The 26,380-nt window shown below is 44.6% G+C and carries 23 protein-coding genes; 6 read left to right on the plus strand and 17 right to left on the minus strand.

The window, feature by feature from the left end; all coding sequences use genetic code 11:
* Positions 1 to 40 precede the first annotated feature (40 nt).
* Together bshC and AC1RNB_RS08710 are read left to right on the plus strand one after the other, a co-directional pair.
* Entirely contained in the window at positions 41 to 1,645 is a 1,605-nt protein-coding gene (gene bshC, locus AC1RNB_RS08705) for a bacillithiol biosynthesis cysteine-adding enzyme BshC (RefSeq protein WP_493082283.1), read from the plus strand.
* Positions 1,646 to 1,805: 160 nt separating this feature from the next.
* A complete protein-coding gene (locus tag AC1RNB_RS08710) occupies positions 1,806 to 2,897 on the plus strand; it encodes a hypothetical protein (RefSeq protein WP_493082284.1) in 1,092 nt (363 codons plus the stop codon).
* A 124-nt stretch (positions 2,898 to 3,021) separates the two neighbouring features.
* On the opposite strand, the gene AC1RNB_RS08715 is transcribed toward AC1RNB_RS08710, so the two are convergent.
* The 5 genes from AC1RNB_RS08715 to AC1RNB_RS08735 all read right to left on the minus strand — a co-directional run bounded on the left by AC1RNB_RS08715 (position 3,022) and on the right by AC1RNB_RS08735 (position 7,876).
* Positions 3,022 to 3,555 (minus strand): rhodanese-like domain-containing protein, encoded by a 534-nt coding sequence (locus AC1RNB_RS08715; protein ID WP_493082285.1) that lies wholly within the window; start codon positions 3,553 to 3,555, stop codon positions 3,022 to 3,024.
* Between the two features lie 40 nt (positions 3,556 to 3,595).
* Positions 3,596 to 4,117, minus strand: coding sequence for a 5-(carboxyamino)imidazole ribonucleotide mutase (purE, locus tag AC1RNB_RS08720; protein ID WP_493082286.1), 522 nt, complete (start codon positions 4,115 to 4,117; stop codon positions 3,596 to 3,598).
* 143 nt (positions 4,118 to 4,260) lie between these two features.
* Complete coding sequence (locus AC1RNB_RS08725) at positions 4,261 to 5,367, minus strand: DUF2911 domain-containing protein (RefSeq protein ID WP_493082287.1); 1,107 nt, start codon at positions 5,365 to 5,367, stop codon at positions 4,261 to 4,263.
* A 205-nt stretch (positions 5,368 to 5,572) separates the two neighbouring features.
* Entirely contained in the window at positions 5,573 to 6,973 is a 1,401-nt protein-coding gene (locus AC1RNB_RS08730) for an alpha-L-fucosidase (protein ID WP_493082288.1), read from the minus strand.
* A gap of 183 nt (positions 6,974 to 7,156) precedes the next feature.
* Positions 7,157 to 7,876 carry a pyridoxine 5'-phosphate synthase gene (locus AC1RNB_RS08735; protein ID WP_493082289.1) on the minus strand — a complete coding sequence of 240 codons (720 nt, stop codon included), beginning with the start codon at positions 7,874 to 7,876 and terminating at the stop codon, positions 7,157 to 7,159.
* Between the two features lie 99 nt (positions 7,877 to 7,975).
* Between AC1RNB_RS08735 and AC1RNB_RS08740 the strand changes: the two genes are divergently transcribed.
* Positions 7,976 to 8,155: a PLDc N-terminal domain-containing protein gene (locus AC1RNB_RS08740; RefSeq protein WP_493082290.1), complete on the plus strand. Its 180-nt coding sequence runs from the start codon at positions 7,976 to 7,978 to the stop codon at positions 8,153 to 8,155.
* Between the two features lie 35 nt (positions 8,156 to 8,190).
* Complete coding sequence (locus AC1RNB_RS08745; RefSeq protein ID WP_493082291.1) at positions 8,191 to 10,023, plus strand: UbiD family decarboxylase; 1,833 nt, start codon at positions 8,191 to 8,193, stop codon at positions 10,021 to 10,023.
* Between the two features lie 64 nt (positions 10,024 to 10,087).
* On the opposite strand, the gene AC1RNB_RS08750 is transcribed toward AC1RNB_RS08745, so the two are convergent.
* The 7 genes from AC1RNB_RS08750 to AC1RNB_RS08780 form a co-directional block, all read right to left on the minus strand.
* Positions 10,088 to 10,879: a DUF2452 domain-containing protein gene (locus AC1RNB_RS08750; RefSeq protein ID WP_493082292.1), complete on the minus strand. Its 792-nt coding sequence runs from the start codon at positions 10,877 to 10,879 to the stop codon at positions 10,088 to 10,090.
* A gap of 120 nt (positions 10,880 to 10,999) precedes the next feature.
* Positions 11,000 to 11,524 (minus strand): DUF2911 domain-containing protein, encoded by a 525-nt coding sequence (locus AC1RNB_RS08755; RefSeq protein ID WP_493082293.1) that lies wholly within the window; start codon positions 11,522 to 11,524, stop codon positions 11,000 to 11,002.
* 71 nt (positions 11,525 to 11,595) lie between these two features.
* Positions 11,596 to 13,446 (minus strand): hypothetical protein, encoded by a 1,851-nt coding sequence (locus AC1RNB_RS08760; RefSeq protein WP_493082294.1) that lies wholly within the window; start codon positions 13,444 to 13,446, stop codon positions 11,596 to 11,598.
* Positions 13,447 to 13,541: 95 nt separating this feature from the next.
* Positions 13,542 to 14,072 carry a GNAT family N-acetyltransferase gene (locus tag AC1RNB_RS08765; protein ID WP_493082295.1) on the minus strand — a complete coding sequence of 177 codons (531 nt, stop codon included), beginning with the start codon at positions 14,070 to 14,072 and terminating at the stop codon, positions 13,542 to 13,544.
* A gap of 105 nt (positions 14,073 to 14,177) precedes the next feature.
* Complete coding sequence (locus AC1RNB_RS08770) at positions 14,178 to 15,473, minus strand: RagB/SusD family nutrient uptake outer membrane protein (RefSeq protein WP_493082296.1); 1,296 nt, start codon at positions 15,471 to 15,473, stop codon at positions 14,178 to 14,180.
* Positions 15,474 to 15,494: 21 nt separating this feature from the next.
* A complete protein-coding gene (locus tag AC1RNB_RS08775; RefSeq protein ID WP_493082297.1) occupies positions 15,495 to 18,614 on the minus strand; it encodes a SusC/RagA family TonB-linked outer membrane protein in 3,120 nt (1,039 codons plus the stop codon).
* Positions 18,615 to 18,638: 24 nt separating this feature from the next.
* Complete coding sequence (locus AC1RNB_RS08780; RefSeq protein WP_493082298.1) at positions 18,639 to 19,385, minus strand: DeoR/GlpR family DNA-binding transcription regulator; 747 nt, start codon at positions 19,383 to 19,385, stop codon at positions 18,639 to 18,641.
* 110 nt (positions 19,386 to 19,495) lie between these two features.
* Here AC1RNB_RS08780 and AC1RNB_RS08785 point away from each other — a divergent pair, with 110 nt between their 5' ends.
* The gene (locus AC1RNB_RS08785; protein ID WP_493082299.1) at positions 19,496 to 20,695 is read left to right on the plus strand and encodes an anhydro-N-acetylmuramic acid kinase; all 1,200 of its coding nucleotides are present in this window, start codon (positions 19,496 to 19,498) and stop codon (positions 20,693 to 20,695) included.
* A 108-nt stretch (positions 20,696 to 20,803) separates the two neighbouring features.
* On the opposite strand, the gene AC1RNB_RS08790 is transcribed toward AC1RNB_RS08785, so the two are convergent.
* The 5 genes from AC1RNB_RS08790 to ahcY form a co-directional block, all read right to left on the minus strand.
* A complete protein-coding gene (locus AC1RNB_RS08790) occupies positions 20,804 to 21,250 on the minus strand; it encodes a hypothetical protein (RefSeq protein WP_493082300.1) in 447 nt (148 codons plus the stop codon).
* Between the two features lie 427 nt (positions 21,251 to 21,677).
* Positions 21,678 to 22,487 (minus strand): polysaccharide deacetylase family protein, encoded by an 810-nt coding sequence (locus AC1RNB_RS08795; protein WP_493082301.1) that lies wholly within the window; start codon positions 22,485 to 22,487, stop codon positions 21,678 to 21,680.
* Positions 22,488 to 22,678: 191 nt separating this feature from the next.
* Entirely contained in the window at positions 22,679 to 23,287 is a 609-nt protein-coding gene (locus AC1RNB_RS08800; RefSeq protein WP_493082302.1) for a hypothetical protein, read from the minus strand.
* Positions 23,277 to 24,170 carry a hypothetical protein gene (locus AC1RNB_RS08805; protein WP_493082303.1) on the minus strand — a complete coding sequence of 298 codons (894 nt, stop codon included), beginning with the start codon at positions 24,168 to 24,170 and terminating at the stop codon, positions 23,277 to 23,279. The genes AC1RNB_RS08800 and AC1RNB_RS08805 overlap by 11 nt, the downstream gene beginning before the upstream one ends.
* A 257-nt stretch (positions 24,171 to 24,427) precedes the next feature.
* Positions 24,428 to 25,747, minus strand: a complete 1,320-nt coding sequence (ahcY, locus tag AC1RNB_RS08810; RefSeq protein WP_493082304.1) for an adenosylhomocysteinase — start codon at positions 25,745 to 25,747, stop codon at positions 24,428 to 24,430.
* 118 nt (positions 25,748 to 25,865) lie between these two features.
* On the opposite strand from ahcY, the gene AC1RNB_RS08815 reads away from it, so the two are divergent.
* Positions 25,866 to 26,366: an Lrp/AsnC family transcriptional regulator gene (locus tag AC1RNB_RS08815; protein WP_493082305.1), complete on the plus strand. Its 501-nt coding sequence runs from the start codon at positions 25,866 to 25,868 to the stop codon at positions 26,364 to 26,366.
* Positions 26,367 to 26,380: the final 14 nt, after the last annotated feature.

Genomic DNA, 26,380 nt, shown 5'->3' on the forward strand with positions numbered 1-26,380 from the left:
ATGCTGCAGTATCCAGTAAATTGTACTTTTATCCCTTATTATGGATCAGACAGTTACCTACTTACCATACGAAAGCACCGGCTATTTTTCCAAGATCGTTTCTGATTACCTGTCGCAATCCGGTACCCTGCAACCTTTTTACCAACATACACCTGATCTGGCGGGTATACAAGATGCCATCGCCGCCAGGCAAGCCTTCAATACTCCCAGGAAACTATTGGCAGATGTGTTATGGGAGCAGTATACTTCTTTACCGGTAACGGATAAAGTAACCAAGAATATCGAATCACTTTCTTTGGATAATACTTTTACCGTAACAACGGCCCATCAGCCGAATATTTTCAGCGGACCACTCTATTTTATCTATAAAATTCTTCACGCAGTTAAACTGGCCGATGAACTGAACCAACAGCAACCCGGTTTACATTTTGTACCTGTTTATTACATGGGAAGCGAAGATGCTGATCTGGATGAACTGGGCTATGTAACTGTTGGCGGACAAAAACTGGTTTGGGAAACCAAACAAACCGGTGCTGTGGGCAGGATGAAAGTGGATAAGGGGCTCAGTAAACTGATTCATGCCATTCATGGCCAGGCAGGTGTATTGCCCTTTGGTAGTGAACTGACTGAACTGTTACAACGATGTTATACCGAAGGCAAAACCATACAGCAGGCTACGCTGGAACTGGTGAATGAGTTGTTTGGCGAATTTGGATTGGTGGTACTGATTCCGGATAGCGCAAAACTAAAAACAGCTTTCCGGTCTGTAGTAGAGAAAGAGTTAACAGAAGGTTTCTCACATACTATTGTAGCTGATACGATTGCAGCGCTGGAGAAAAATTATAAAGTACAGGCAGGAGGCAGAGAGCTGAATCTTTTTTACCTGATCAATGATAAACGCGAACGGATAGAATTGCAGCATGACACCTACGAAGTGAAGAGTTTGGGATTGTCGTTTTCGAAAGAAGCGATTTTGCAGGAACTCGACCAGCATCCGGAACGTTTCAGTGCCAATGTAATTTTGAGAGGTGCTTTTCAGGAAACAGTACTGCCGAATATTGCTTTTATTGGCGGGGGAGGAGAACTGGCTTACTGGCTGGAACTGAAAAATGTATTTGAAGCAGTAAACATTCCCTATCCTGTATTGCTGCTGCGAAATTCATTTCTCCTGATCACCAAAGAACAGCATACAAAATGGCAGAAGCTGGGCTTCGCAGATACCGATCTGTTTAAACAGGAACTGGATCTGCTGAATACACTGGTGAAAAGAGAAACTGATAACCAGGTAAGCCTTACCGCAGAATTGCAACAGGCACAGGCGTTTTACAGTCATCTGCGTACCATTACAGATGGCGTAGATAGTACACTGTCTGAACACCTTCTGGCACTTGAAAAACAGGCACTCAAAAAATTAACGGCGCTCGAGAAAAAAATACTTCGTGCAGAACGTTTAAAATATGCAGTGCAGCAGCAACAGATCGCTGTGATTAAACAACATCTCTTCCCAAATAATAGTCTGCAGGAACGGGTAGATAATTTCTCACTTTACTATGCCACTTACGGCAAAACCTGGTTACAAAATATTTACAAAGCTTCTACCGGACTGAACAAGGGGTTTGGGGTGGTTAGTTATGCAGGAAAATAATGGGGACGATATGCCACAAGCCACAACCCGAACTAACTTATTATTAATCAGTTATAGAATATATTATTGAAATGTTGCTATTCTGCAAATTTGCCATATTTTTAAATTCCCACATTTTAATAATCCCATGTTATTTTTTAACTGATAGATATTTAAACATATGGCTGAGGAGCAAACACGTGATAATCAACAAGCTAATTCACAACCTGATATCACAACGCATAGTGAAACTCCAAAGCCCCAAAATAGCATTAACGATTCGCCAAATATCATACAACCTGCAAACAGCAGCACCAAAAATGCAACCTCCGAAGATGAAAGAATAGCCGTAAAAGATGAACTCCACAATGCAAAGTGGAGTAGGGCAGATAAGATAGCCACTTGGAGTGTAATTGTAAATGTTATAATGGCGGCGGTCACTATAGGGGCTGTTTTGATTGCACTGGACGCAAGCAAATCGGGTGATATTAATTTTGCTAAAGCACTATCAGAAGGTAAGAAATCTGCTGATGCATCAGTAAAAGCTGCGAATGCTGCTGAAAATAGTCTTAGTGTAACTAAAAATGCAATCAAATCTTCTAATGAAAATTTCTTAAAATCTTTGGAAGAGTATAAAAAAATAGGGGAAGCTGCAAAAAGATCGACAGATATCTCGGAAAAACAATTTGATTTGACAAAAGCTTATTCCAAAAAATCTGATAGTAATTTTTTAAAGTCAATAAGCATTGCAAACAATTCGCTTATGACTGCCCAACAGTCACTCATCGCAGCTCAGAATAATTTTGCGATACAAAATAGGGCCTACATTATGCTTAGTACGGTTAATGTTGATTCTATTAAACCATTTGTACATGAATCTGGAACTGTTGGCTTGAAGAATTTCGGAAAAACACCCGCTCTGCTTCTTAATAGTGTAATTGGGTTTTATATAGATACAGCTATTCGAAAAGATAGAATTTATCAAAGTGCTGATATTAAATACATAAATCTTTATTTGCCGGAAAATAATGAATATTTAATGCCTTTTAAGTTTCAACCTATGGATAGTCTTCTTTGTAACCTTGTTTTGACTAATAGAATTTTCTTCGTAATTTATGGCGAAGTACTTTTTCAAGATATAGTTACATCAAAATTGTATACATATATTTTTTCTTTCAGAATTATGCAGAATGGAAGATTTGCACCAACTCCCATTAATAATTCAGGGAATGAAATTCCAAGTATTGATAAATGGTTGAATAAGATTAAATAGTAAGTGTTATTCATTCTATATGCTCATTTTATCTCATTTCCACCCTATATAAGTTTCATCTACTTCAATCTTACTGGCCGAATTTAGGAGAAGCTTACAACTGAACAAAGAATATTCTCTTGTTTTATTTTTTACAGGAGTTGTCCTTCATTAGGCTCATACCTCCCGACATGTTTTTCACTTTACTGAATCCATTTTTCCCCAGCAGATAAGCGGCACGCGGACTTCGGTGACTGTGCGAACAGAAAACAATGATCTCTTTTTCTTTGAGTGACGAAAGGGAGGGTATTCTTTTTTCCAGTTCCTGAACGGGAATATTGATGGAATTGGCCAATCCGCCAAAATCAGGATCGGCTTTACCTTCAAATTCTTCTTTGGTACGCACATCAATCAACACTACTGATGGATGTGTTCGGATATATTGGCAGATAGCTGCTGGTGATATATTTCCAAAACGGATAGTGGATTTATTCACCAATTCCATTCCACAGAAGGAGCATTGGCCGGGTGTAGGATAGTCTTTGTTATCGCATTCCTGTCCGCAGGGCAAACATCGATAGGTAATAGCTTGCTTACTTATTTTTGGAGAAAATTGCGAAATCCCGCTCTGTTGCAGTAACAGATAAAGTGTAAGCAACAGTAATAGTCTGATTCGCATAAAATATTTTGAAGGATATAAAGAGAATAGCAATCCGTTGTTATTCATCAAATCCGTTGGGCCAGTCTTTTTTCAGTTTAGCGATTTTACCGCTTACTTCATGACTCATTTCTTTTTTATAATGGGCCATGGCAGCAGAGATATTGGCATCGGAACAACCCAGGATCTGTGCGGCAAGGATGCCGGCATTTTTAGCGGCATTCAAGGCTACTGTTGCTACCGGAACGCCATTGGGCATTTGCAAAATCGATAAAACAGAATCCCAGCCATCAATAGAATTGGAAGATTTGATCGGGACACCAATCACCGGCAATGTGGTAATAGAAGCCACCATACCCGGTAAGTGCGCTGCGCCACCGGCGCCGGCAATGATCACTTTGATACCCCGTTCTTTAGCGGTAGTGGCATAATCAACCATGCGCAAAGGTGTTCTGTGGGCAGATACGACGGTCAGCTCAAATTCGATCTTGAATTGCTTCAGGATATCGGCTGCTGCCTGCATAATATTCAGGTCGCTATCGCTTCCCATGATAATGCCTACGAGTGGAGTGGGTGTTGACATAATTGGTATTTGCTTACTGCAAGATACTTGATTTTCTGTATGTAGGATTTGAATCCCGTAACGATAAAAAAACTGCGCCTCTGCGCCTTTGCAGGAAAGTTTCCCGCAAAGGCGCAGAGGCGCAGTAAGGAAGCGGGTATTTTTTAGTTTACATCTTTGCCATCTTTTAACTGTTGGATCATTTTGGTCATGCTGTCTGTATTCAGTTGGTTGGGCGAGAGCGGTAAGGCTTTTTCTGCATATTCCAGTGCCTTCCGGTAATCACCAACAGCAGAATAGCCACGCACCAATCCGGCTAAAGTGGTGAACTGGTTAGGGAATTTTTCATAATTGGATTTAAAAACTTCCAGTGCTTCTTTGCTACGTTTCTGGGTAAGTAGTGTTTTACCATACTGGTGTACCTGACTGATGGTTCCCAGTGGTGTAGCTTCTTTCATGATTGCCGTAGATTCTGCAGTCCTGTTTAATTTTTCCAGAATCTGTGCCTTGGTAGCGAGTGTGGTAAAATTTTTCTCGCCCAGTACACCAGGATTGGTGGCAGTATCGGCCCAACGCAGCGCTTCTTCGAGATTCGTGTTCCTGTCCAGGCACCACTGCGCCGCCTGTTGCCAGGGCAACCAATAAAATCCCTTGTCTGTACGCAATTCTGTGCGGAACGATTCCACCTGAGTTTTATTCAGATCCACTTCCACTGTAAAAGGAAAACTCAGTTTCTCCCATTGCAGGCTGATCGTGGCGGCGGTTTCGGTCTGGTTGGTGAATTCGTATTTCAGCCATTCAACGGAACGGTCTGTGGTAACGGGGTTCACGTTTACCCGAAGTACATCATCTTTGGGATCATAATAATAACTGCCCCAGTTGGTAGTGGCTTTAGAAAAGATGAGTGTAGACTGTGCAGGATCATAGGCGATGAAAAAGCCATATTTACCTTTGGCCAGCGGTTGTCCTTGTATCGTTACATCCGTACTGAATTCGATCGTTGTGCTTTCATTGGCACCGGCCCGCCAGGGTGAGGCATTTCTGGTTCCAAACTGCAGGTCGGTATATCCTACAGGCACCAACTGCCCCCAGATCTTACCTTCCCTGCCTTTTACAGCCGGACGGTCATAGCGGATGGTCACATCTGTAATCCCTATGCGTTCTGTAACGGAAGCTTTTTTATTACCTCCGCTGGGCGGAGTGGTTAACAGGCGTTGTGCCTGCAAAGTAGTAACAGCCAGCAACAAAGCCGACAGTAAAATGCGTTTCATGTTGTATGGTTTTAGTGATACAAACTACTCATATCAATAGTTTCAGACATCGGTTAAATGATTAAACCGTGAAGGAAGCTGACCAAAGCATGAAATAGAGGATAAGCGGAGGACTTCAAATTTGCCTTTGTGAGTAAATAGAAAGAGGGGAACTATTGAAACAGGCACCCCGTTTCAATAGTTCCTCACCTGTTGCTTTGAGTGATTATTTAACCTGGTAGGCCGAGATGGATCTCAGTACCGGTGCTGCTTTGGCCTCTTGTATGGTTATTCTGAGTTGATCCGTTTCCTGCGGCGAAAAACTGGCGATCTTTTTTCTGCCGATAGTAGTACCGGTAAAAACGGTCTGGAAAGCCTGTCCATCAAACGCTTCAATGGTGAAAGCACTTACCCTTTGTCCGTACGCGATCATTTCTTCCAGTACCAGGGTATTGAGGATTGTTTTTACCGGCAGTTTCACTAACAGGCTGCTGTTCTGCTGTTGTGGCGATACCCAGTAGGTATGTATATTATGATCGTTCAATACCGGGATCTTTTTGCCGGGAGTTGCTATGCTGCTGATACTGGCATTTTGTAACAAGTCTTTTGAAAAAGCAGTTGTTCTTAGTTTACCAAAACCTACCAGTGCAGCTGAATCTGCGGGATGAATACGTCCCGTTCTGTCGGGCGGTACATTTAACAAGAAGTTACCGCCATTACCCACTGACCGGAGAAAAAGATTAAATAATGTTTCGGGAGATTTTACTTTGCTGTCTTCTTTGGCATGATAGAACCATCCCGGTCTGATAGACACATCTGCCTCAGCTGGAATCCAGTGTTTGCCATTTACATTGCCGCAGTTTAAGGTGTCGGTAGGCGGACCTCCATGACCTCTTTTAAAACCAGCGGTATCCAGCAGGTTCCAGTTGGTATGGTTGATCGTACCATTCTCGTTGCCGCACCAACGGGCACCGGGACCGATATCGCTGAAGATCACCAGTTGTTTTTGCCATTTAAAAGCAGAGTCTTCGAAACGTTTAAAATCGTATACCTGTTTTTTTCCGTTAGGACCTTCACCATTGGCGCCATCCCACCATAGTTCAAAGAATTTGCCGTATTGGGTTAGCAGTTCTTTCATGCTGGCAATATAAACATCATTATAAGCAGGGGTGCCGTATTGCGGGTGGTTTCTGTCCCAGGGAGAAATATAAACGCCCATTTCCAATCCGGTTTTCTTACAGGCATCAGACAGTGCTTTTACCACATCGCCTTTGCCATTCATCCATTTGCTTTCTCGTACGGTATGGGTACTTTGTTTGCTGGGCCATAAACAGAATCCATCGTGGTGTTTGGCGGTTAGTATAATGCCTTTAGCGCCGGCTTGTTTGGCAATTCGTGTCCACTGTTCACAATCCAATGCCGAAGGATTAAATACAGAAGGATCTTCATTTCCCTCGCCCCATTCTTTATCGGTAAAAGTATTCGGGCCAAAATGGATGAACAGGTAAAACTCTTTTTCATGCCAGGCCAGTTGTTCTTTGGTAGGGAGCGGGTATACCGGTTTAACAGGCTGCGCCAACAGAATATTACCCAATAAACAACCCACCAGCAGTAAATAATTTTTCATATCGAGTATTGAAGAATCAATTTACGATAATGATAGATGCGAAAGTAAAATTCAGGATTGTGGAATGGGGAGAAGAACAGACGAACAGACGAACAGACGAACAGACGAATGGCGATAGGGGGAGTGACTATTTTTCCGTTCATCTGTTCCTTGCTCCTCTGTTCGTCTGTTCGTCTGTTCGTCTCACTTCAGCTGCCGCTGATATAGCTGCACCGCATTCTCATACCCCAGGTAAATGGCATCACATACCAGTGCATGGCCTATGCTTACCTCGTCGAGGAAGGGGATCTGTTGCGCAAAGAATTGCAGGTTGTGCAGGTCAAGATCGTGGCCGGCATTGAGACCCATTCTCAGTTCTTTGGCTTTGCTGGCAGCGGCGAGATAGGGGGCAATGGCAGCAGCAGCGTTGCCGGCTGCAAAATCACGGGCATAAGCTTCTGTATATAGTTCGATGCGGTCGGTTCCGGTTTGTGCGGCACCTTCTACCATTTCCAGTACAGGGTCTACAAAAATGGATACTCGGATACCTGCTTTCTGAAAAATACCAATGAGGTTGATAAGGTAGTCTTTATGCCTGATCGTATCCCAGCCATGATCGCTGGTCAGCTGCCCCAGCGCATCGGGTACCAGGGTTACCTGATGTGGGCGGGTTTCGAGTACCAGGTCTACAAATCTCTGTTCGGTGGGGTTTCCTTCAATATTAAATTCTGTGGTGATGATCTTTCTGATCTGTCGCACATCTTCATAACGGATATGCCGTTCATCCGGACGTGGATGCACCGTAACGCCATCGGCTCCAAAACGCTGTGCATCAATGGCTGCCTGCACCACATCCGGGTTATTGCCACCGCGGCTGTTACGCAGGGTGGCGAATTTGTTGATATTCACACTGAGCTTTGTCATGGTACAAAAATACGAACTAAGTCTATAGCCTGTAGACATTGTACCCAAAGCAGGGTTATTTGCACAGGTTGGCGTAGCTTAGAGGTACAAAAAAAAGATATGCCGGTACTATTGGTCAGTATACTCTGGTTGGCCCTGATCATTTACACGATCAAAGGCATTTTTGAGCGGCGGGAACTGGAGCGGAATACACAGTTATTATGGACCATCCTGATTGTAGTGGCCCCTGTTTTCGGCCTGCTGATCTATTATATTTTTGGCACGGAAAGAAAAGATTGATGTCAACTTTTATATCAATAATCTGTTAGTATTACATGAGTTATTTTTCCTTAGAAGATTGTTTAACCGACCTTGAAAAGAACGGCCATCTGGTTCGTATCAAAGAAGAAGTTGACCCTTACCTTGAAATGGCTGCCATACACCTGCGTGTATACGATGCAGGTGGCCCGGCACTATTATTTGAGAACGTAAAAGGCTCCCGCTACCGGGCGGCTTCCAATATTTTCGGTACCATCGAAAGAAGCAAATTCATCTTCCGCGATACGTTTGCACAGGTACAGAAACTCATTGCCCTGAAAGGCGATCCGATCAAGGCGCTGAAACATCCGATCGATAACCTGCAGACAGGTTTGGCAGCCATGAAAGCCTTGCCATTAAAAAATCCTCTTTCCAAACCGGTCATGTATGAAGAAATTCAAATTTCCGATCTGCCCCTGATTCAACACTGGCCCAAAGATGGAGGTGCATTTGTAACACTGCCACAGGTATATAGCGAAGATGTGGACAGTCCGGGTATTATGAAAGCCAATCTGGGCATGTACCGGATCCAGCTTAGCGGTAACCAATATGAACTGAATAAAGAGATCGGGCTGCATTACCAGCTGCATCGTGGTATTGGTGTACACCAGACAAAAGCCAATGCCAGGGGGCAGGCATTGAAAGTGAGTTGTTTTGTAGGAGGTCCGCCATCGCACAGTGTGGCAGCGGTAATGCCTTTGCCCGAGGGAATGAGCGAAATGACTTTTGCCGGATTACTGGGGGGCAGAAGATTCCGTTATACCTACCAGGATGGATTCTGCATAAGCACCGATGCCGATTTTGTGATTACCGGCGAAGTTTACCCCGGGGAGAATAAACCGGAAGGTCCTTTCGGAGATCACCTTGGTTATTATAGTCTGACCCATGACTTTCCGTTAATGCGCGTCCATAAAGTTTACGCAAAGAAAAATGCTATCTGGGCATTTACCGTGGTAGGCAGGCCACCGCAGGAAGATACCAGTTTTGGTGAACTGATTCATGAACTCACGGGTGCTGCCATGCCACAGGAAATCCCTGGTCTGCAGGAAGTACATGCAGTAGATGCCGCCGGTGTTCACCCTTTATTACTCGCTATCGGCAGTGAACGGTACACACCGTATACGCCTGCCAAACAGCCGGCAGAATTATTGACCATCGCCAATCATGTATTGGGCACAGGACAGTTAAGTCTTGCTAAATTCCTATTCATAACAGCCGATGATACCAGACAACTGCGCACGCACCACGTACAGGTCTTTATGGAGTATATGCTGGAGCGGATCGATCTTACCCGCGATATACATTTTTATACGCACACCACTATAGATACGCTGGATTATTCCGGTACCGGATTGAACAGCGGCAGTAAAGTAGTGCTGGCTGCCTACGGAGAAGTAAAACGGACATTGTGTAAAGAAGTGCCGGGGATACTGAAAGAACTCCGCCTATTCCGCAAAGCCAGTCTTGCAATGCCGGGTGTGGTGATACTGGAAGCTGCTAAATTTGAATCCTACGAACTGGCGCAGGTAGAAATGGAAGTACTGAATCAGCAACTGGTGTATCAACTGGAACAGCTAACTGGCGTAGCTATGATTATTGTAGCGGATGATGCACTTTTTACTGCTGAAAATATCCGGAATTATGTTTGGGTTACCTATACCCGTTGCAACCCTTCGCATGACATGTATGGCATCGACTCCTTCACCGAAAACAAACACTGGGGCTGCCGCGGTCCACTGGTGATCGATGCACGTATCAAACCTCACCATGCGCCACCGCTCGAAAAAGATCCTGCTGTTGAAAAAAGAATCGACAGATTATTTGAGAAGGGAGGCAGCCTGCAGGGGTAATTAAAAATTAAAAATTAGCAATTAACAATTGGGGCAGTTACATGCTACAATGCATTTTTAATTGCTAATTTACTTCCACCCATGTGTGGTCTGCCAGTAATCTTACAGAGGAAATGAATTCTTTGAAAGGTCCGGCACCGCCCCATTCCCCGGGGCCTACCAGCGATAACAGGTGGCTTCCGTCTTTTCGTTCGTAGAGATGATAAGTGTGTCCGATCTGGGGTTTAAAACTCAGTTTGGCTTCATAGATCATCAAGCTGAGTTCTTTCCGTTTGCGGATCTCCTGTGCCTGCCTGGCCAGTAATTCGATTTGCTGTTTGATCTGGTCTAGCTGCATATTGGTCTGCTCTTCCATGGCAGAGAGAGCTTTGTGTTTGATCACCCCTTCTTTGGTAGGTCGGATGGCCACACTGCCCACCGAAGAAGCATAGGGCAGTACACTCAGCTGTTTGTGATAAATCTCAGTATTAGTAAAATCTATCTTCTCTTTGGTCTTTCCTTTCTGGGTTACTTTCATATAACCATTGGGAAGGATCTCGTTGGTTACTTCCAGAAGGGGTGTTTCGTTTTTGATGAACCTTGTTTGTATGGTAGAGGCATTCAGAATGGTGGCCTGTATACTGTCGGCCATTTCCTGGTTCTCAAACGGACGTATCTCTCCGTCGGGGATTATTTCGTATTGTGTGTAAAAAGCCTCATTATCCAGGCTTACCCAGTTGATACTGATAGCCAGTGCATGTCCGTTGCGGATGCTCTCCACTTTGTAATTCCCGCTTTTGGGTATAAGACCCTCCTGAAATTCACATTTCTCAGGAAACAACTGCCAGCTGGCTAAAAAATTATAGGCTTGTACCATGATAGATCCTCTTCACTTTTACTGCACTTATTACAAAATACGTCAGCAAAGGTTCTTATTTACCGTAAAATAAAAAGGGCCGAAGCTATCAGCTTCGGCCTTTTGCGGTATGAATGCTACTTATTTAACGGTAAAGTTCAGATCCAGGGTACCCCAAACCAGAGATACTTTACCTGCTTTACTGATGGTATAAGTCAGTCTTTCCTGTGGTGTAGCTGATTTGCCGGGTGATACGTTAACACGCAGTGCATCATTCGACTGCTCATAACCATCTGCACCCCAGAGGTCTGATTTTTTGTTGAAAATGAGGGTCCAGTCTTTATCCCCGGACAATACATAGAAACCGTATTTGCCGGCAGGCAAAGTTTTTCCTTCTACTGTGATGTTCTTGCTGGTAGCAAAAACGGTGGCTTCATTAGCACCGGCACGCCATACTTCTCCTTTTTTGGGCTCCACATCTTTGCCGATGGTACGGCCTTTCAGGGCGGGAGAACTATAATCGATAGTGATGACAGCACCACTGGCAAGCGTTTGGGTGGCTTTGGCCGGAGGACTGGGGCGTTTTGCCTTATCATCCTGCGCAGAGGCAGTAACAGAAGTAAATAAAAGGGCAGACAAACTTGTCAGCAGGAAAAATCTTTTCATAAGGTTTTTATTTTAGAACGGAAAGTAACAGCAAAAGGTTCAGTATAGGGAAAGAATTTTTCAAAAAAATGTTAATTCACCACCGCAAAATCCGGCCGCCGGATCAGCTGGCTGACATACCGGAAGCGCAGGTCCGTGTTAAATGTAATGTTCCATTGGCTCATGGTGCCGGTAATGCGGGGATAATAATAGGCTTTCAGTTCCATGGTGCCGAATACAAGGTTCTCATTCCGGGTTCTTACCCCTCCACCTACGGCAGAATAGATATCCCCACTTTCTACATACTGTCCAATAGCTCTCAGGTAAGAGATATTGGTAAAGGCAAAAGGAGCAAAACTAAAACCCACGAATTTCCAGGTATTGTAAAAAACGGATTCTCCATTAAAAGTAATCCTTGTAGCGGCCCGTAAAGTAGGATCGGTTAGCGGAGGAATCCCATACTCACTGTTCAGTCTCAGCGGATCATTTAATCGGGTTCTTACCAATTGTGTGGCACTGCCACTCAGGAAATGCCTGAGAAACCATTTACTGTTACCCAGTTTTCTGAGTTTGGTGAAGTATTCAAGACTGCTGAGAAAACTAACATCTTCCAGATTCTTTTCACGGTAATAACCTCCCAGCCGCAGGGTAAAATTCAGGTAGTTTTTACGGTTGGAGAAGTAGCTTCTTTTGTATTCAAAACCGAAATAAGGCCGTTCTACCTGGTTACGGTTGGTCCATCCACCAATAAACGAAATGCTGAAACCTTCCGGAACGTCTTCATTTCTTCCGAAGCCATACAGGAATTTGGTATGGTAATAATCCTGCTCAAAAATGGTGTAGGATGCCAATACACTGGATATATCGGAGTACCCGAAATTATAAATGGTCTTGTACAGGTTAGGGATATCCTGGAATTTTCGGTGCACCCCCCTGATAGAGATCATCTTTTTAAACCTGGATTTGAAATTCTGCTGTAATTGTCTCCTCGCCCCCAGGTTATAACCGACCCATCCATCAAAAACACGGTAACGGTATTTGAAATCAGATTGATATACCGAATCTCTGTAATAGCCATTCTGCGTATAATGATCCGCCAGTTCAAAAGCACCGGTCCAAACATGGTATGGACTCACCAGGGGTAATTCTCCCTGCAGAAACAGGGTTTTCTCATCACGTCTTCCGCTGTTAAAAGAAGGGGCTTCTGTTCGGTAGCCTGCTGCCAGGTTAATAAAACTGCCCATGATATTTCTTTTCAGCAATTCAAAACCTATACCGTAACCGGGGTTGCGGTCTTTATCAAACAGGTGTCTGATCTGAATACGGTTGCCCCTGCCAAAAACATTGTCATCATTTACTTCAAAGCTGGCCATTTTTTCAGAACCTGCATCCATGCTGCCGCCTATCGGGAACACGTCTTTACAGATCACAATTACATCTACCGAATCATCGCTGCCGGTATTAGGGTTAATGGTGATCTGTGCATCCTGCAGATAGGTAAGTTCGCGCAGAAACCTTTCATTGTCTGCCATCAGGTAAGGGTAGAGGGAATCTCCACTGGTAAAGAAGAGATTGTTCAGGATCACTTTTCTGCGGGTACTGCTGTGTAACGCATTACCGATATCGTTAAAAATATTCCGCACCACTTTGGTTGTATCACTTACATACCGTTCAAAGCCAATCTTTTTTATTTCGATATGCCGGATGATCTTACCGCGGTAAGGATTAAAAGCGAGTTCATTTTTCACCGCTCCTTCCGAAGGAAGCGCCGGATCGGGATTATTCACTGATAAACTTTTGCCGAGTTTACCCAATAATCCTTTTTTATTAGCGAGAAAAAAAACGGAATCGGTAACAGGTTTATCCTGTGCATACAAAGCCGTATGACAGATACAGAGCAGCAGCAGCCAGCTTGTTTTTTTCCATATCAGAACCGAAGACATTGGCATTTGAGAACAGACGCGATTTGATAGCTATTGGAAGTTACTTAATCCGGTGGTAAATGCAAGAACTGTATCTGTTTTACACCCAAGCATCATCAAAGAAGTTGTTTTTCAAGCACAATAAATTCAAGCGATTGCTTAGGCAACCCAAATTTTGGGTCGGTAGGAAATGGGGCCGTTTCTCCGGTGGCCGCATAGCCATGGCGTTCGTACCAGGCAATAAGTTCTTTTCTGACAGAGATGACAGTCATCTGAATGGTATTACAGGAGAGGTGTTTTGCCATGCTTTCTGCAGCGGCCAGTAATTGTTTCCCGATCCCCTTAGTCTGCAGCTCGGGCGAAACGGTTAACATGCCCAGATATAATTTGCCGGTCTTTTTTTTCAGGTAAACACAACCCTGCAGCAATCCTTCCTCACTGGTATATTTCAGAATTACCGCATCCGGTTCTGCTATCATCTCCCGTATGCCGGCTTCGTTGGTACGTTGTCCGCCCAACAGATCCGCTTCTGTGGTCCATCCTTTTTTGGAGCTGTCGCCCCGGTAAGCACTATTCACCAGCCGTTCCAGTTCGCCTGCATCTGCAGTACCTGCCACGGTAATAAAAGGAGCCGAAAATGTTTTCATTTGATCCCGATTGCTTGTCACCGAATGTATTAAAATAATTGAAAGTGAAAAAGCAGTGCATAAAAAAGCCCGCCGAAAAGCGGGCTTTGGGTAACAATGGGGGACTTAAAAAGCTGGATCTGCAGGCGTATTCGGATTGCTGTCCCTTTCACGGAAAGGATAAGGGAACAGGTTCCGTTTGCGCTCTGTATTCGGACGTCCGAACCGGCGCATATCTTCCAGTTTTAAACCGGAATGATACAATTCGATACAACGGTTTTTATAGATCTCATTCAGCAGATCTGCCGTGGTCACTGGTGCTACCGGCGCCAGGTCGGCGCCAACACCCAATGGATCGGCTGCGGCTTTTTTGGTAACTACTTTATTCAGTTCAATTAAAGCATTCACCAGATCAGGTACTGTCTGACGTGCATAACATTCTGCTTTGATCAATGTGATCTCACCAGATAAATAATGCGGTATAGGGGTTGTGGCTGCAATCCAGAATCCGTTCAGGCGGAACCTTGGCAGGATGGTTGGATTGATCAGCGTGTAAAACGGAATACGCTTGTCACCTGCAGTGGGTGCCAAAGCTACGGGCAGTCCCAGGGTAGAATCTACTGGCTGGTACAAGTTGTTGGTAGAAGTAGCCGTGTTGTAGATCGGGTTAGGATTGGCTGCTTCAAAATTCAGCGTTGATTTTTTGGTAAGATCAACGGCATTGGCTGCTGCCAGTGCTGCTGCGTAATTTCCTGCAAACAGGGAATAACGGGCCTTTAAAGCATTCAATGTATTCACAATATCAACACCTGCAGGAATGTCAGACAGGAAAGAAGCACTGATCGGACTGGCTGTAATGGCTGCCAGGGCTTTATCAATAGCTGCAATGGCGCGTGCAAAACCTACGGTTCTGTCGGAAAAAGTAGTGGTACTGGTTCCAACGGTGTCGGGTACTTTTTCCCAGAAACTGGAAACAGCGCCTAAGGATAATGCTTTATAAATAGTGGCATAACCGATCAGGCCGCTCGCATAGCCTTTGTCGGCCAATGCAGCAGCACCATTGATCACGTTATTGGCATCATAGATCACTTTGTGTGCCGTACTCCACACATTACCCAGCAGGGCATTGGTTCCATCAACGGCATTGCCACCATTGGAGAACTGGAACTCAGAAGTATTACCTGCATTCATCAGGATGGTTTCGCCGGTGATGAGGCCATTGGCATCAGCAACACCATTGGCAACATTGTTGGCATAGGTACGCTGTAAACCCACAGCCACACCCGCCAATCCCTTTGCGGTAGAGAGTACCTGCGCAGAAGTAGCGGCGGTAGGGTTGTTAAAATCTTTCTTACAGCCCGAAGTGGTTAACAGCACCGCAACCAGGCTGGTATAAGCGATTGATTGAAATATTCTTTTCATAAAAATCAGTTTTTTGTTGAATTAAAATTTAGCCTGGATTCCGAAACTGAAAGTTCTTGGAATAGGAACTGCACCAAAATCGATACCACGAAGAATAGTGCTCTGTCCTCCGGCATTTACTTCCGGATCATATCCGTTGTAATTATCCCAGCTGATCAGGTTACGTCCGCTGAAACTTACACTCAGATCGCTGAAGCCTTTCAGTTTTCCAATGTTATAGGTTAATGATAATTCACGCAGTTTGGTAAAAGAACCATCATCTATGCGCCATTGTTCAATGGCATAGATGCCGGAAATATAACCACGGGGTAATTGTCCGCGCTGCTCCTGTTCGGCAACTTTACCGTTACCTACGCCCTGACGGGTACGGAAATCGGCATTGAATACATTACCACCTCTTACCGCATCAATCTGCACACGCAGACTCAGTTTTTTGTAGGTAATCTCATTCACCAGACTGGCGGTATAATCAGGATTGGGATTTCCGATGATCCGGCGTAATGTGCTTCCGCTGGGTAAACCTGTTGTTGTATTTCTTCCGGGAGTATATACCAGGGCACTGTTCTGTACACCCGCTTCCAGTTGTGGAATACCGGCCGCATTTTTCAAAAGGTTACCATTGGCATCCGTAGCAAAGAACGTTCCATAGAACACACCGATGGGCTGTCCTTCAATGATCGCAACCGGCGCACCTGCATTGGTACTTAACAGTGTCAATGCCTGGCCGATACTTACGGCTTTGTTGCGGTTATGGTTATAGATTCCGGTTACTTCCCATTTCAGGTTTTTGGTAGCAACAGGGCTACCGGTTAATACTACTTCATACCCTTTGTTCTCTAAGGAACCATAGTTATCGAGCAGACTGGAGAAACCGCTGGTTGGCGCAATAAAGCGGTTGATCAGCAGGTCTTTTACTTTTTTGTTGTAAACGTTCACCGTTAATCCCAAACGGTTGTTCAGGAAAGCCAGGTCAAAGCCATATTCCAGTTCCTGCTGTCTTTCGGGTTTCACATTCTCGTTGGCCAGTGTTCCGCTGGAGTTCAGGGCAGTTCTGCCGAGGTAAGAAGAAGAACTATACGTGTTGAATCTTGAGTAAGCACCAATACCGGTCAGGTTTCCGCTCTCACCATATGCCACACGTACTTTAAACAGATCCCACCATTTGGATACACCCATTTTACTCCAGAAATCTGCTCCGGAGATCACGTAACTACCGCTGGCTTTGTAATAGGTCTGGTTACGCTGGTTTTTACCAAATACAGAAGAACCATCCACACGCACTGCACCGGTTACAAAGAACTGGTTACGGTATTTGAAGTTCTGCTGTACATAGGTACCTGATACGGAGATCTCACTTCTGTCATCTACACCAGGTAAAATAGTGCTGGCTCCGTTCACGGTTTGTACAAAGGGTGCCAGACCACGACCCTGCAACAAGGCGTAATTGTTTTTCTCATATTGCTGAGAGAAACCCACCTGTGTTACAGAATTGATATTGCTGGTGATGTCGATATTGTAAGTAGCATTTACATCATGGTTGATGGCGAAGAAACTATTGCTTGCGGTACTCGAATAACCATTCTGGGTTGGATCCAGACCTGCACCACCACCAAAGAAAGCTGTACTTACGTTATAAGCGAACGGTGGAATATAGGTAGTACCATTCTGCGAATAGTTATCAATACCCATGGTATAATCAACCGTCAGACGTTTGATAGGACGCAGTTTCAGTCCCATGTTGGCGATCACACGGTTGGTGGTTTGTTTTTGTTTAATGTCCTCGATCACAGATACCGGATTGGCACGGCCTCTTTCACCTATGGCCTGGATATTTCCCAGCGCATCACGCTGCCAGATATTGTGGAAGTTACCAATGATGGTAACACTGTTCATAGGAGAGAAGAAGGAGTTACCATCGGGTTTCTCATTGGCAGTACTGTTTACATAGTTCAGACCCAGGTTAAAACTGGCCCATTTGTTCAGCACCTGGTCAATATTACTGCGGAAGCTGAAACGCTGGAAATCTGTATTGGGAATGATACCCTGGTTATACAGGTAAGAGCCTGAGAGATAATATTTGGTTTTATCGGTACCGCCGCTGATCGACAGGTTATTGTCGGTTCCATTGGCGTTACGGAAAATATAATCCTGGTAATCGTAACGGGTAACGGCAGTAGTGGTGGTTACGGCAGGAGAAAGAATATCCTGTGTAAATGCACCCGGTCCGTCTGTAGGTCCGCCGAATTTGGTTGGCGACTGGTTCACATCCAGTTTCTTGCGCAGTTTACTGGTAGTGTAGTTGGTGGAGAAGCTGATAGAAGGCGCACCGCTTTTACCTTTTTTGGTAAAGATCTGCACCACACCGGCGTTGGCACGGCTACCATAAATGGCAGCGGCAGCAGCACCGTTCAATACTTCCACTCTTTCAATATCGTTGGGGTTGATATCCACCAAACGGCTTTGGCCGATATTACCTACAAAACTTCCGCCATCATAGTTGCCGGATGTATTGGTAACACGGTTGGTACCGTTGTTTACGATCACCCCGTCAATGATATACAGTGGTTCGGAAGAAGAAGAAATAGAACTGATACCACGCAGTCTTACAGAAATGCCACCGGCAGGATCTCCGGAGTTCTGTGAAATCTGTGCACCGGCCGTTTTACCCTGTAAAGCCGCCAGCACGTTCCCGGTAGCACCTTTGTTCAGATCTTCTGCTTTCACGGAGCTGATATAACTACCCAGTTGTCTGCGGGTAGTTCCGGCTGAGGTACCGGTAACCACTACTTCATCCAGTTTGGATACTTTTTCGCTCATCACCGCATCAACGGTATAGCTTTTGTCGGTACCTACAGTCAGCGCTGTTTCCTGTTGCTGAAATCCTACGCCCGCAAATACCAGGGTATATTTTCCGGCAGCAAGCGGGGCCGTAAAGCTGTATAAGCCGTTGTTATCGGCCAATCCACCAAACTTGGTCCCTTTTACGGTTACCGCCACCGATTCAACAGCGGCACCGGTGGTACTGGTGATTTTTCCTGATATGCATACCTGCCCATAGGAGTAGGCGGTAAGCAGGGTGATGGCCAGCAGTAAACAGAGTTGTCTCCATTTACCTGTGGCTTTCTTAACACTTGTGTTCATAGCGCAGTTTTTATTTGTGATAAATCAAAGAATGGTTAAACTGTTTATCCTGAACGGGTCCAGCACTTTATCGGTTGGATTCAGCTCAGTGATGAGAATATCTATATCATCAACCCCGCATACACGGATGCGTTGATGGGAATTTAATTTTTCAGAGATCGACATGACCACGGTTTTTGCCGAAGATTCGATCATCGCATTTTTCAACTGTGCGATATCCCAGTCGTTATCAGTGATGCCATGATCCCTGTCAATTGCATTGATCCCCAGAAAGCAGAGATCCGCTTTAATGTGTTTGATCTTGGTAATGGCTTCGCCCCCGATGGCGATCTGTGATTTCTTGGAGATTTTGTCGCCAATAAAGATCACATCGATATTCGGGTGCTGTGCATATTCATAGGCAGCCGGGATACTCCCCGTTAAAAAAGTGGCTTTCAGATTCTCCGGTAACAAACGCGCCATTTCTATTACCGTGGTTCCACCGCCGGTTAATACAAACATGCCATCCTGTATCAGGGAAACGGCTTTTTCGGCTATCACTTTTTTACTGTCTACATTATAGACATCAGAACGCAGGTAAAAGCTGTTAAAAGATTTAGATAAAGCGCCTCCATGTACTTTGATAACTTTGCCACTTTCGGCCAGTTCATTCAGGTCGCGGCGGATCGTGTCTTCAGACACATTGATGGAGCTGCTCAGGTCGGCAGACAAAACACTGTTGTGCAAACTAACCTGGTGTAAAATATAGGCCTGTCGTTCTTTCTTAAGCATTTTCGTTAGGGTATTGCGTTGCTAAAAATGAACAAATTTTTTTATAATACAAATAAAAAGCTGCAAATTGTTGCATACTTCCCTCTGAGAATCAACAGAAACCTGCAAAAATGAATAAAAACTTAAACAAATTATGCGGTATTGCGGCAAAGCCGACCCGCCTGATTATTGGGTTAATGAGCGGAACCTCACTGGACGGGTTAGACGTGGCACTTTGCCGGTTTACCGGCAGCGGACCGGAAACGCGGATCGAATTGATGCAGTTTGAGACCTATCCGTATGAAACACGCTTTAAAGAGGAGATCCGCTCGGTTTTCTCCAAAAAAACGGTTGACCTGGAGAAACTCTGCCTTCTGAATGGCTGGGTGGCCCAGCAGCATGCCGCTATTATTCTCGGTTTTTTGCAGAAATGGAAAGTAAGTCCCGAAGAAGTAGACCTACTGGCCAGTCATGGACAAACCGTCTACCACGCTCCTAAACTACAGCACCAGCTGCCCGGTTTCGGAAACGCTACTTTACAAATCGGGGATGGCGACCAGCTGGCTGTATCTACCGGAATCATTACCCTCAGTGATTTCAGACAAAAACATATTGCTGCAGGGGGAGAAGGAGCGCCGCTGGCAGTGTATGGCGACTATTTTATTTTCAGTAAAAAAGGAGAGAACCGGATTATGCTGAACATTGGCGGAATTGCCAATTTCACCTATTTACCCGCCGACCTGGATGCGGCCAAAATCTTCAGCACCGATACCGGCCCCGGCAATACCCTGATGGATTCCTATGTGCAGCAGCATTTTCAGCTGCCCTTTGATAAAGATGCCGCCGTGGCAAAAAAAGGAACCGTACATGAAGCCTTACTGGCTGAACTCCTGAAAAACGCGTTTTTCGACAAAGGGTTCCCCAAAACAACCGGTCCGGAACTGTTTAATCTCACCTATCTCGAAAAAGCCATTATACAAGCAGGTATTGCAAAGATCTCACACCCCGATGTAATGGCTACCCTGAACCGCTTCAGCGCTGTAACCATTGTAGCAGCCATGAAAAGAACCCTGGATGCGGCTGACTCCTTCACGATCTATACCAGCGGTGGCGGCATGCACAACCCTTTGTTGATGCAACATATACAGGAACTGTTACCGGGCTATACTTTTTATACCACAGATGCGCTGCAGATCAACCCGGATGCCAAAGAAGCCCTGCTCTTTGCCGTACTGGCCAATGAATCTGTGGCAGGCGGCAATACAGCTATTGGTAACGGCACCAGCGATATTCCTTCGGTTAGTATGGGAAAGATCAGTTTACCGGGGTAGAAGCAAAATGATAGAATGAGTGAATGAGTGATTGAGTGAATGGGGGAAATAAAAAAGTCCCGCGCAAGAACGTGGGACTTTGGAGATATATATGGAGTATAGAATGCCTTACTTTTTGTTACGGGCAAACACGCTTACCATTCCACCTTTGGTGATTTCCAATACCAGGGTTTCATTTTTCTTTTCCATAGAAACATAGAAGTTTGTCTCTTTAGAATCGGAGGTAAACTCGATACAGTCTTTTAACTGGTACTCGGGATACTGGTACTTGCTGGTGATATTCTCCAGGGCAGATTTGGGCAGTTTGTCAAAAGCCATGGTCTTGCTGGTACCGATCAGTTCTCCGTTTACATCATAGAAAGCATCTACTTTCTCATTATTGAGAATGAAGCTTACTTTGTCAAACCTGTCGCTGGATTTCCAGGAAACATTTTTGGCTTTGCTGAATGATGCAGCAAAATGGTCATTTACTTTGGTACTGATGGCTGAAGGACCGGCAAAAGCGCTGGTTCCGATGGCGATGGCTGCTAAGGCGGTGATGAATAACTTTTTCATGGTGTGTTCTTTAAATTTTATTAAGAATGTTGTTTTTGTTTGTTTCAATTTGATATGTCAAAAGTAGAAACAGCTGCTAAGTAGACGAAGCAGATTGTGATTAGTTACATTCCTGTGACGGGCGTTATTATGAGTGGTGTTAACACAAATGTTAACGCAGGCTAATGTTGCCCTGTAATGCAATGATAGCAAGGGTTACGGCCGATTTCTTAATGCTTTCTTAAAGGCCCTTTTGGCGGGATGAATGAACTGTATCGACTGTCCGGTTTAGGACGAACGGTTGTTAGTGCTGGCGAAAACGGCCCTATTGTCGGTCAAGTGTGAGCCCGTGGTTACGGATTAGCAGCTTCGGGACAAGAATTTCAATAAAAAAGCCTCCTTTTTTTTAAAAAGAGGCTTTTTTATTGACCAGGGTTGGATCAGATCTCTATTTCTGCTGAACAGAAGGGTAGTGATCCAGTGTTTCAAATACGATCCTTTTATCCTGCTTTAATAAAGAAATGAACTTCTTTAAAGAATCTGCATATTGTTTTTTCTCGAATAAACGGTCGTGAGAAAGAATGACCAGTGCATTCTGCTGGTTGGTGGTGCCATCGTCAAATTTCTGGTTCACACGCTGTATCATTTCATCTACACTTTCTTTGGGTGCTTTGGCTTTGGCCTGTTGGGTCCACTCCAGGTCCCAGCCAATGATCTTATACCCCAGCGAATCCAGTTTCTTTACCAATGGGGTATTGGCTTTTTGTCCGTGCAGATCGCCATTGGCGGCCCAGCCGTTATTACCCGGTAAACGGATAATTTTTACAGGGATGTTCAGTTCCTTTTCATTGCGCAGGAAATCATTGAGGGCGCTGTCTGTCATGGCAGGAGAGTAGAATGTGCCGTATTTATCCTTAAATCCATGACTGAAACTGTGATTGGCCAGCAGAAACTGCGGGTAAGCATTCCGGATAGAATCGATCAGGCGCTTTTTAAAAGGGCCCACCTGGTTAAAACCCACCGAGAAAAAAGTGGCTTTGATACCCTCTTCTACAAAAACGGCTTTGGAGTTAACGGTTCCGGGAGGCTGGGGAGAATCGTCCCAGGTAAGGTAAATATATCGTTTGGTATTGTCTAACTGGATCGGCGTACCCGGTACCATTTTCGCGGTCTCCGTTTTGACAGTATCTGCCCCTTTATTTTCGGCAGCGCCTTTGTTTTTACAGCTACTCACAGTTACTAAGGCTATTACAGCCATAGTAGGAAGGTTCATTTTACAAAGATTCATAATTACAGCTTTAATTCTTTTCCAAAGATAGTCAAGCCAAAGTTGGCCCCCATTCCTTACTTATCCTCACATGTGAACAGGTCTATCCACCTGCCCGCATTTTCCACATTCTATCATTCTATCATTCTATCATCCACTCATTCACTCATTCACTCATTGTATTACCTAAACCTCTCCGACACCGTATAACAAACCTTATCATTGATCCGGTGAAAAATATCATCATTGATCTTCCGCAGTTTCCGTTGCCGCCGGGTAGATAAAAGCCTTCCCTGCTCATCAAAATACTGTGGCTGCGAATAAAAAGTGAGGATATAATATTTCTCATTAAGGAAAGGCAAATGGAATGCCAGTTTGCGGATAGAGAGAAATACCAGTGATCTTTTCTGGTTATTACTGTAATAATCCAGGTTATTGACCCATATACACTGGATGGATTTCATTTTGTTGATCAGGTCAACAATACCCTGTACCGGCAGATCGAATTTTTTGAGTGTATCCAGGAAACGCGGTTCATTGATGCTGAACTCATGAATGTATTTGATGGAGTCGGTAAAGATCTCCAGTGAAATATCATTAAAAGAACGGTCGGTAAAACCCACGGAAAAACGGTTCTGTTCGTATAGTTTTTTATACGACTGTTCAATCTCCGACAGGGTTTTTTCATGTTGGTTATAGTAATCCGTAGAGAATACCTTGCTGGAAGTGCAGGAAGCCAGTAGCAAGAGCAGGCAAAGGACCGATATCGTATATACAGCTTTACCGTGCATCTGCTGTTTTTTTGGCGGCGTGTGATACGCCGAAAAGAATCTTCTTAAAAAATCGTTCAGTGATCATCATCCGGGTTCTGCCACCATAATCCCAGTAAGTGATAGCGATCTTATTGTCTACTTCTTCTACTGCAAGTAAAATAACAAAATGGGTAGGCACTCCGAATTTCAGACGCGTCTGGTTCCTTTTATACAGGTTCACATTATTCACAAACAGGGTAACGATGCCGGTAGCCAGTTTGTCTGCCAGGTATTCATACATATCCCTGATGCCGGGTTTAAACAGGTCTGACCCAACAGCCGTTACCTCATAATTGAATAATTTTCTGACCATCCGGTTGTATTTGGCAAAATTGACAGCGGCCCAAAGCCGGTTCTCGTCGCCGGGATTGTATTGTTTGTCAAAAAAATTCAGGTAACCTTTAAAATGATCGGCCAGCAGCATAAACCATAACTGGTCGGCGGGTCTGATATCGAGTTCCCCTTTAAAAGTGAGGGTGCCAGCTGCCAGTTTTACTTCTTTACTGGGTTCGAAATATTCCTTGCCATAAATGGCTTTTCCCTCTTTGTATATTGTAAGCATGAACTTAATAAAACCCAAAGGATCATCGTGAAGCGGAATATAAGAGAGGGCCGCATAGGCGCAGAAATTGGTACTTTTTCCTTCGTGTATGCTGAGCGGATCTTCCAGGTTGTTACGAAGATTCTGGATAAAAATCACCGGATTCACATTGGGCCAGAAATTACTGGGCCGCAGGTCTGCCTGTTTTTCGAGAAAGTTGATGGCTTGTTTACGGGTAGATAAAGGTGTAGTATCTATACGGCTCCCATCCCCGGCTGTGGCAGTGTTACTACCGCACAGCAACAGCAGAACCAGTAACAATGGACATTTTTGGCCGATATTTTTTTGTTGTCTGTTCAAATTATAACCTCCATACACATCATCCTGCAGATGAAAATAACCATTTACCGTAATGTAACGGTAAAATCACAGTCGCTATTGCGAATTTTTACTTTTGTCTTACAGATGGTTTGGATACAGAAAAGAAAGGACTCTTTCTGTTCGGTACGCGGCATAAAAAGCCCGCTTCACAGAAGCGGGCTCTATAACGTAAAATCAATTGTCTGAAAACCGGGGTATTAATACCTGTACAGATCAGCCTTGAACGGACCTGCTTTCGGAATACCGAGGTATTCAGCCTGAGCGTCGGTCAGTACATCCAGTACGGCACCAACTTTTGCCAGGTGTAAACGGGCTACTTTCTCGTCCAGGTGTTTAGGTAATACATATACTTTGTTCTCGTAGTTCTTGAAATTGGTCCACAATTCAATCTGGGCCAACGTCTGGTTAGAGAATGAGTTACTCATTACAAAACTTGGGTGACCGGTGGCACAACCTAAGTTCACCAGGCGGCCTTCCGCCAGAACGATCACATCTTTTCCTTCGATATTGTACAGATCTACCTGTGGTTTGATGGTGTCTTTGGTATGACCATAGTTTTTGTTCAACCATGCCATATCAATTTCAATATCAAAGTGACCGATATTACAAACGATCGCTTTGTCTTTCATCAAACGGAAATGTTTTTCAGTGATCAGATCTCGGCAACCCGAAGCGGTAACAATAATGTCAGCTTCTTTCACAGCTTCGATCATAGGTTTCACTTCAAAACCTTCCATCGCAGCCTGTAAAGCACAGATCGGGTCGATTTCGGTAACGATTACGCGGCAACCGGCACCTTTCAGCGACAGGGCAGAACCTTTACCTACATCACCATAACCACCTACTACGGCAATCTTACCAGCCATCATCACATCAGTGGCACGACGGATCGCATCCACCAGTGATTCCTGACAACCGTATTTATTGTCGAATTTAGATTTGGTAACAGAGTCGTTAACGTTGATCGCAGGAATCGGTAAAGTACCTTTTGCCATGCGCTCGTATAAACGGTGTACACCGGTAGTGGTTTCTTCAGATAAACCTTTGATGTTGGCCACCAGTTCAGGATACACATCAAATACCATATTGGTCAGATCACCACCATCGTCCAGGATCATGTTCAGCGGACGGTCTGCACCACCAAAGAACAAAGTCTGCTCAATACACCAATCAGCTTCTTCCTGTGTCTGACCCTTCCAGGCAAATACGCCCACACCGGCAGCAGCAATAGCAGCAGCAGCCTGGTCCTGGGTAGAGAAGATATTACAAGAACTCCATTTTACTTCGGCACCCAATGCCACCAGTGTTTCAATCAACACAGCGGTCTGGATGGTCATGTGCAGACAACCTGCAATACGCGCCCCTTTCAAAGGCTGGCTCGGGCCGTATTCGGCACGGATAGACATAAGACCGGGCATTTCTGCTTCTGCGAGACGGATCTCTTTGCGGCCCCAATCGGCTAAACTCATATCAGCTACTTTGTAAGGCAGGCTGAAATCGATGTTTTTTAATGACATATAGTATGATTTATGTGCACAAATGTATATTGATAGAATAAAATACTATAATTATTATTTTATTTGGAATAAATAAGCTGTTTTGATAGCTTTATGGAGAATAAAAGATGTTTTTACCATGCCAAAAGCCACGCTAAAAGTAGATTCCACTAACAACGGTTTTTCGCTGGATGAAAAGGATATGGCCATCCTGCGCGAACTGCAGCAGAATGCCCGGGCAACCGTGAAAGAGATTTCGGATAAAGTGCACCTGAGTACCACACCGGTTCACGAGCGGATCAAACGGATGGAAGAATCGGGTGTGATCAGGCAATATGCCACTCTGGTAGACCATTCCAAGGTGAAAAAAGGACTGATGGTGATCTGTTACGTATCCCTCAAACAGCATAACCGGAATGCCGGCGCCAAATTCATCAAAAGTATCCAGGAAATGAACGAAGTAATTGAATGCTATAATATTTCCGGTGAATTCGATTTTATGCTGAAAGTGGTAGCCGAAAGCATGGACGACTATTATGATTTTCACGTAAACAAACTAAGCCAGGCAGAGAACCTGGGCCATGTGCAGAGTGTGTTTGTGATGGGCGTGATTAAACAGACACATGTGCTGGTGCATTAGAATAGGACCGGGGT

Source organism: Sediminibacterium sp. GW821-FHT12F12 (genome assembly GCF_058806635.1).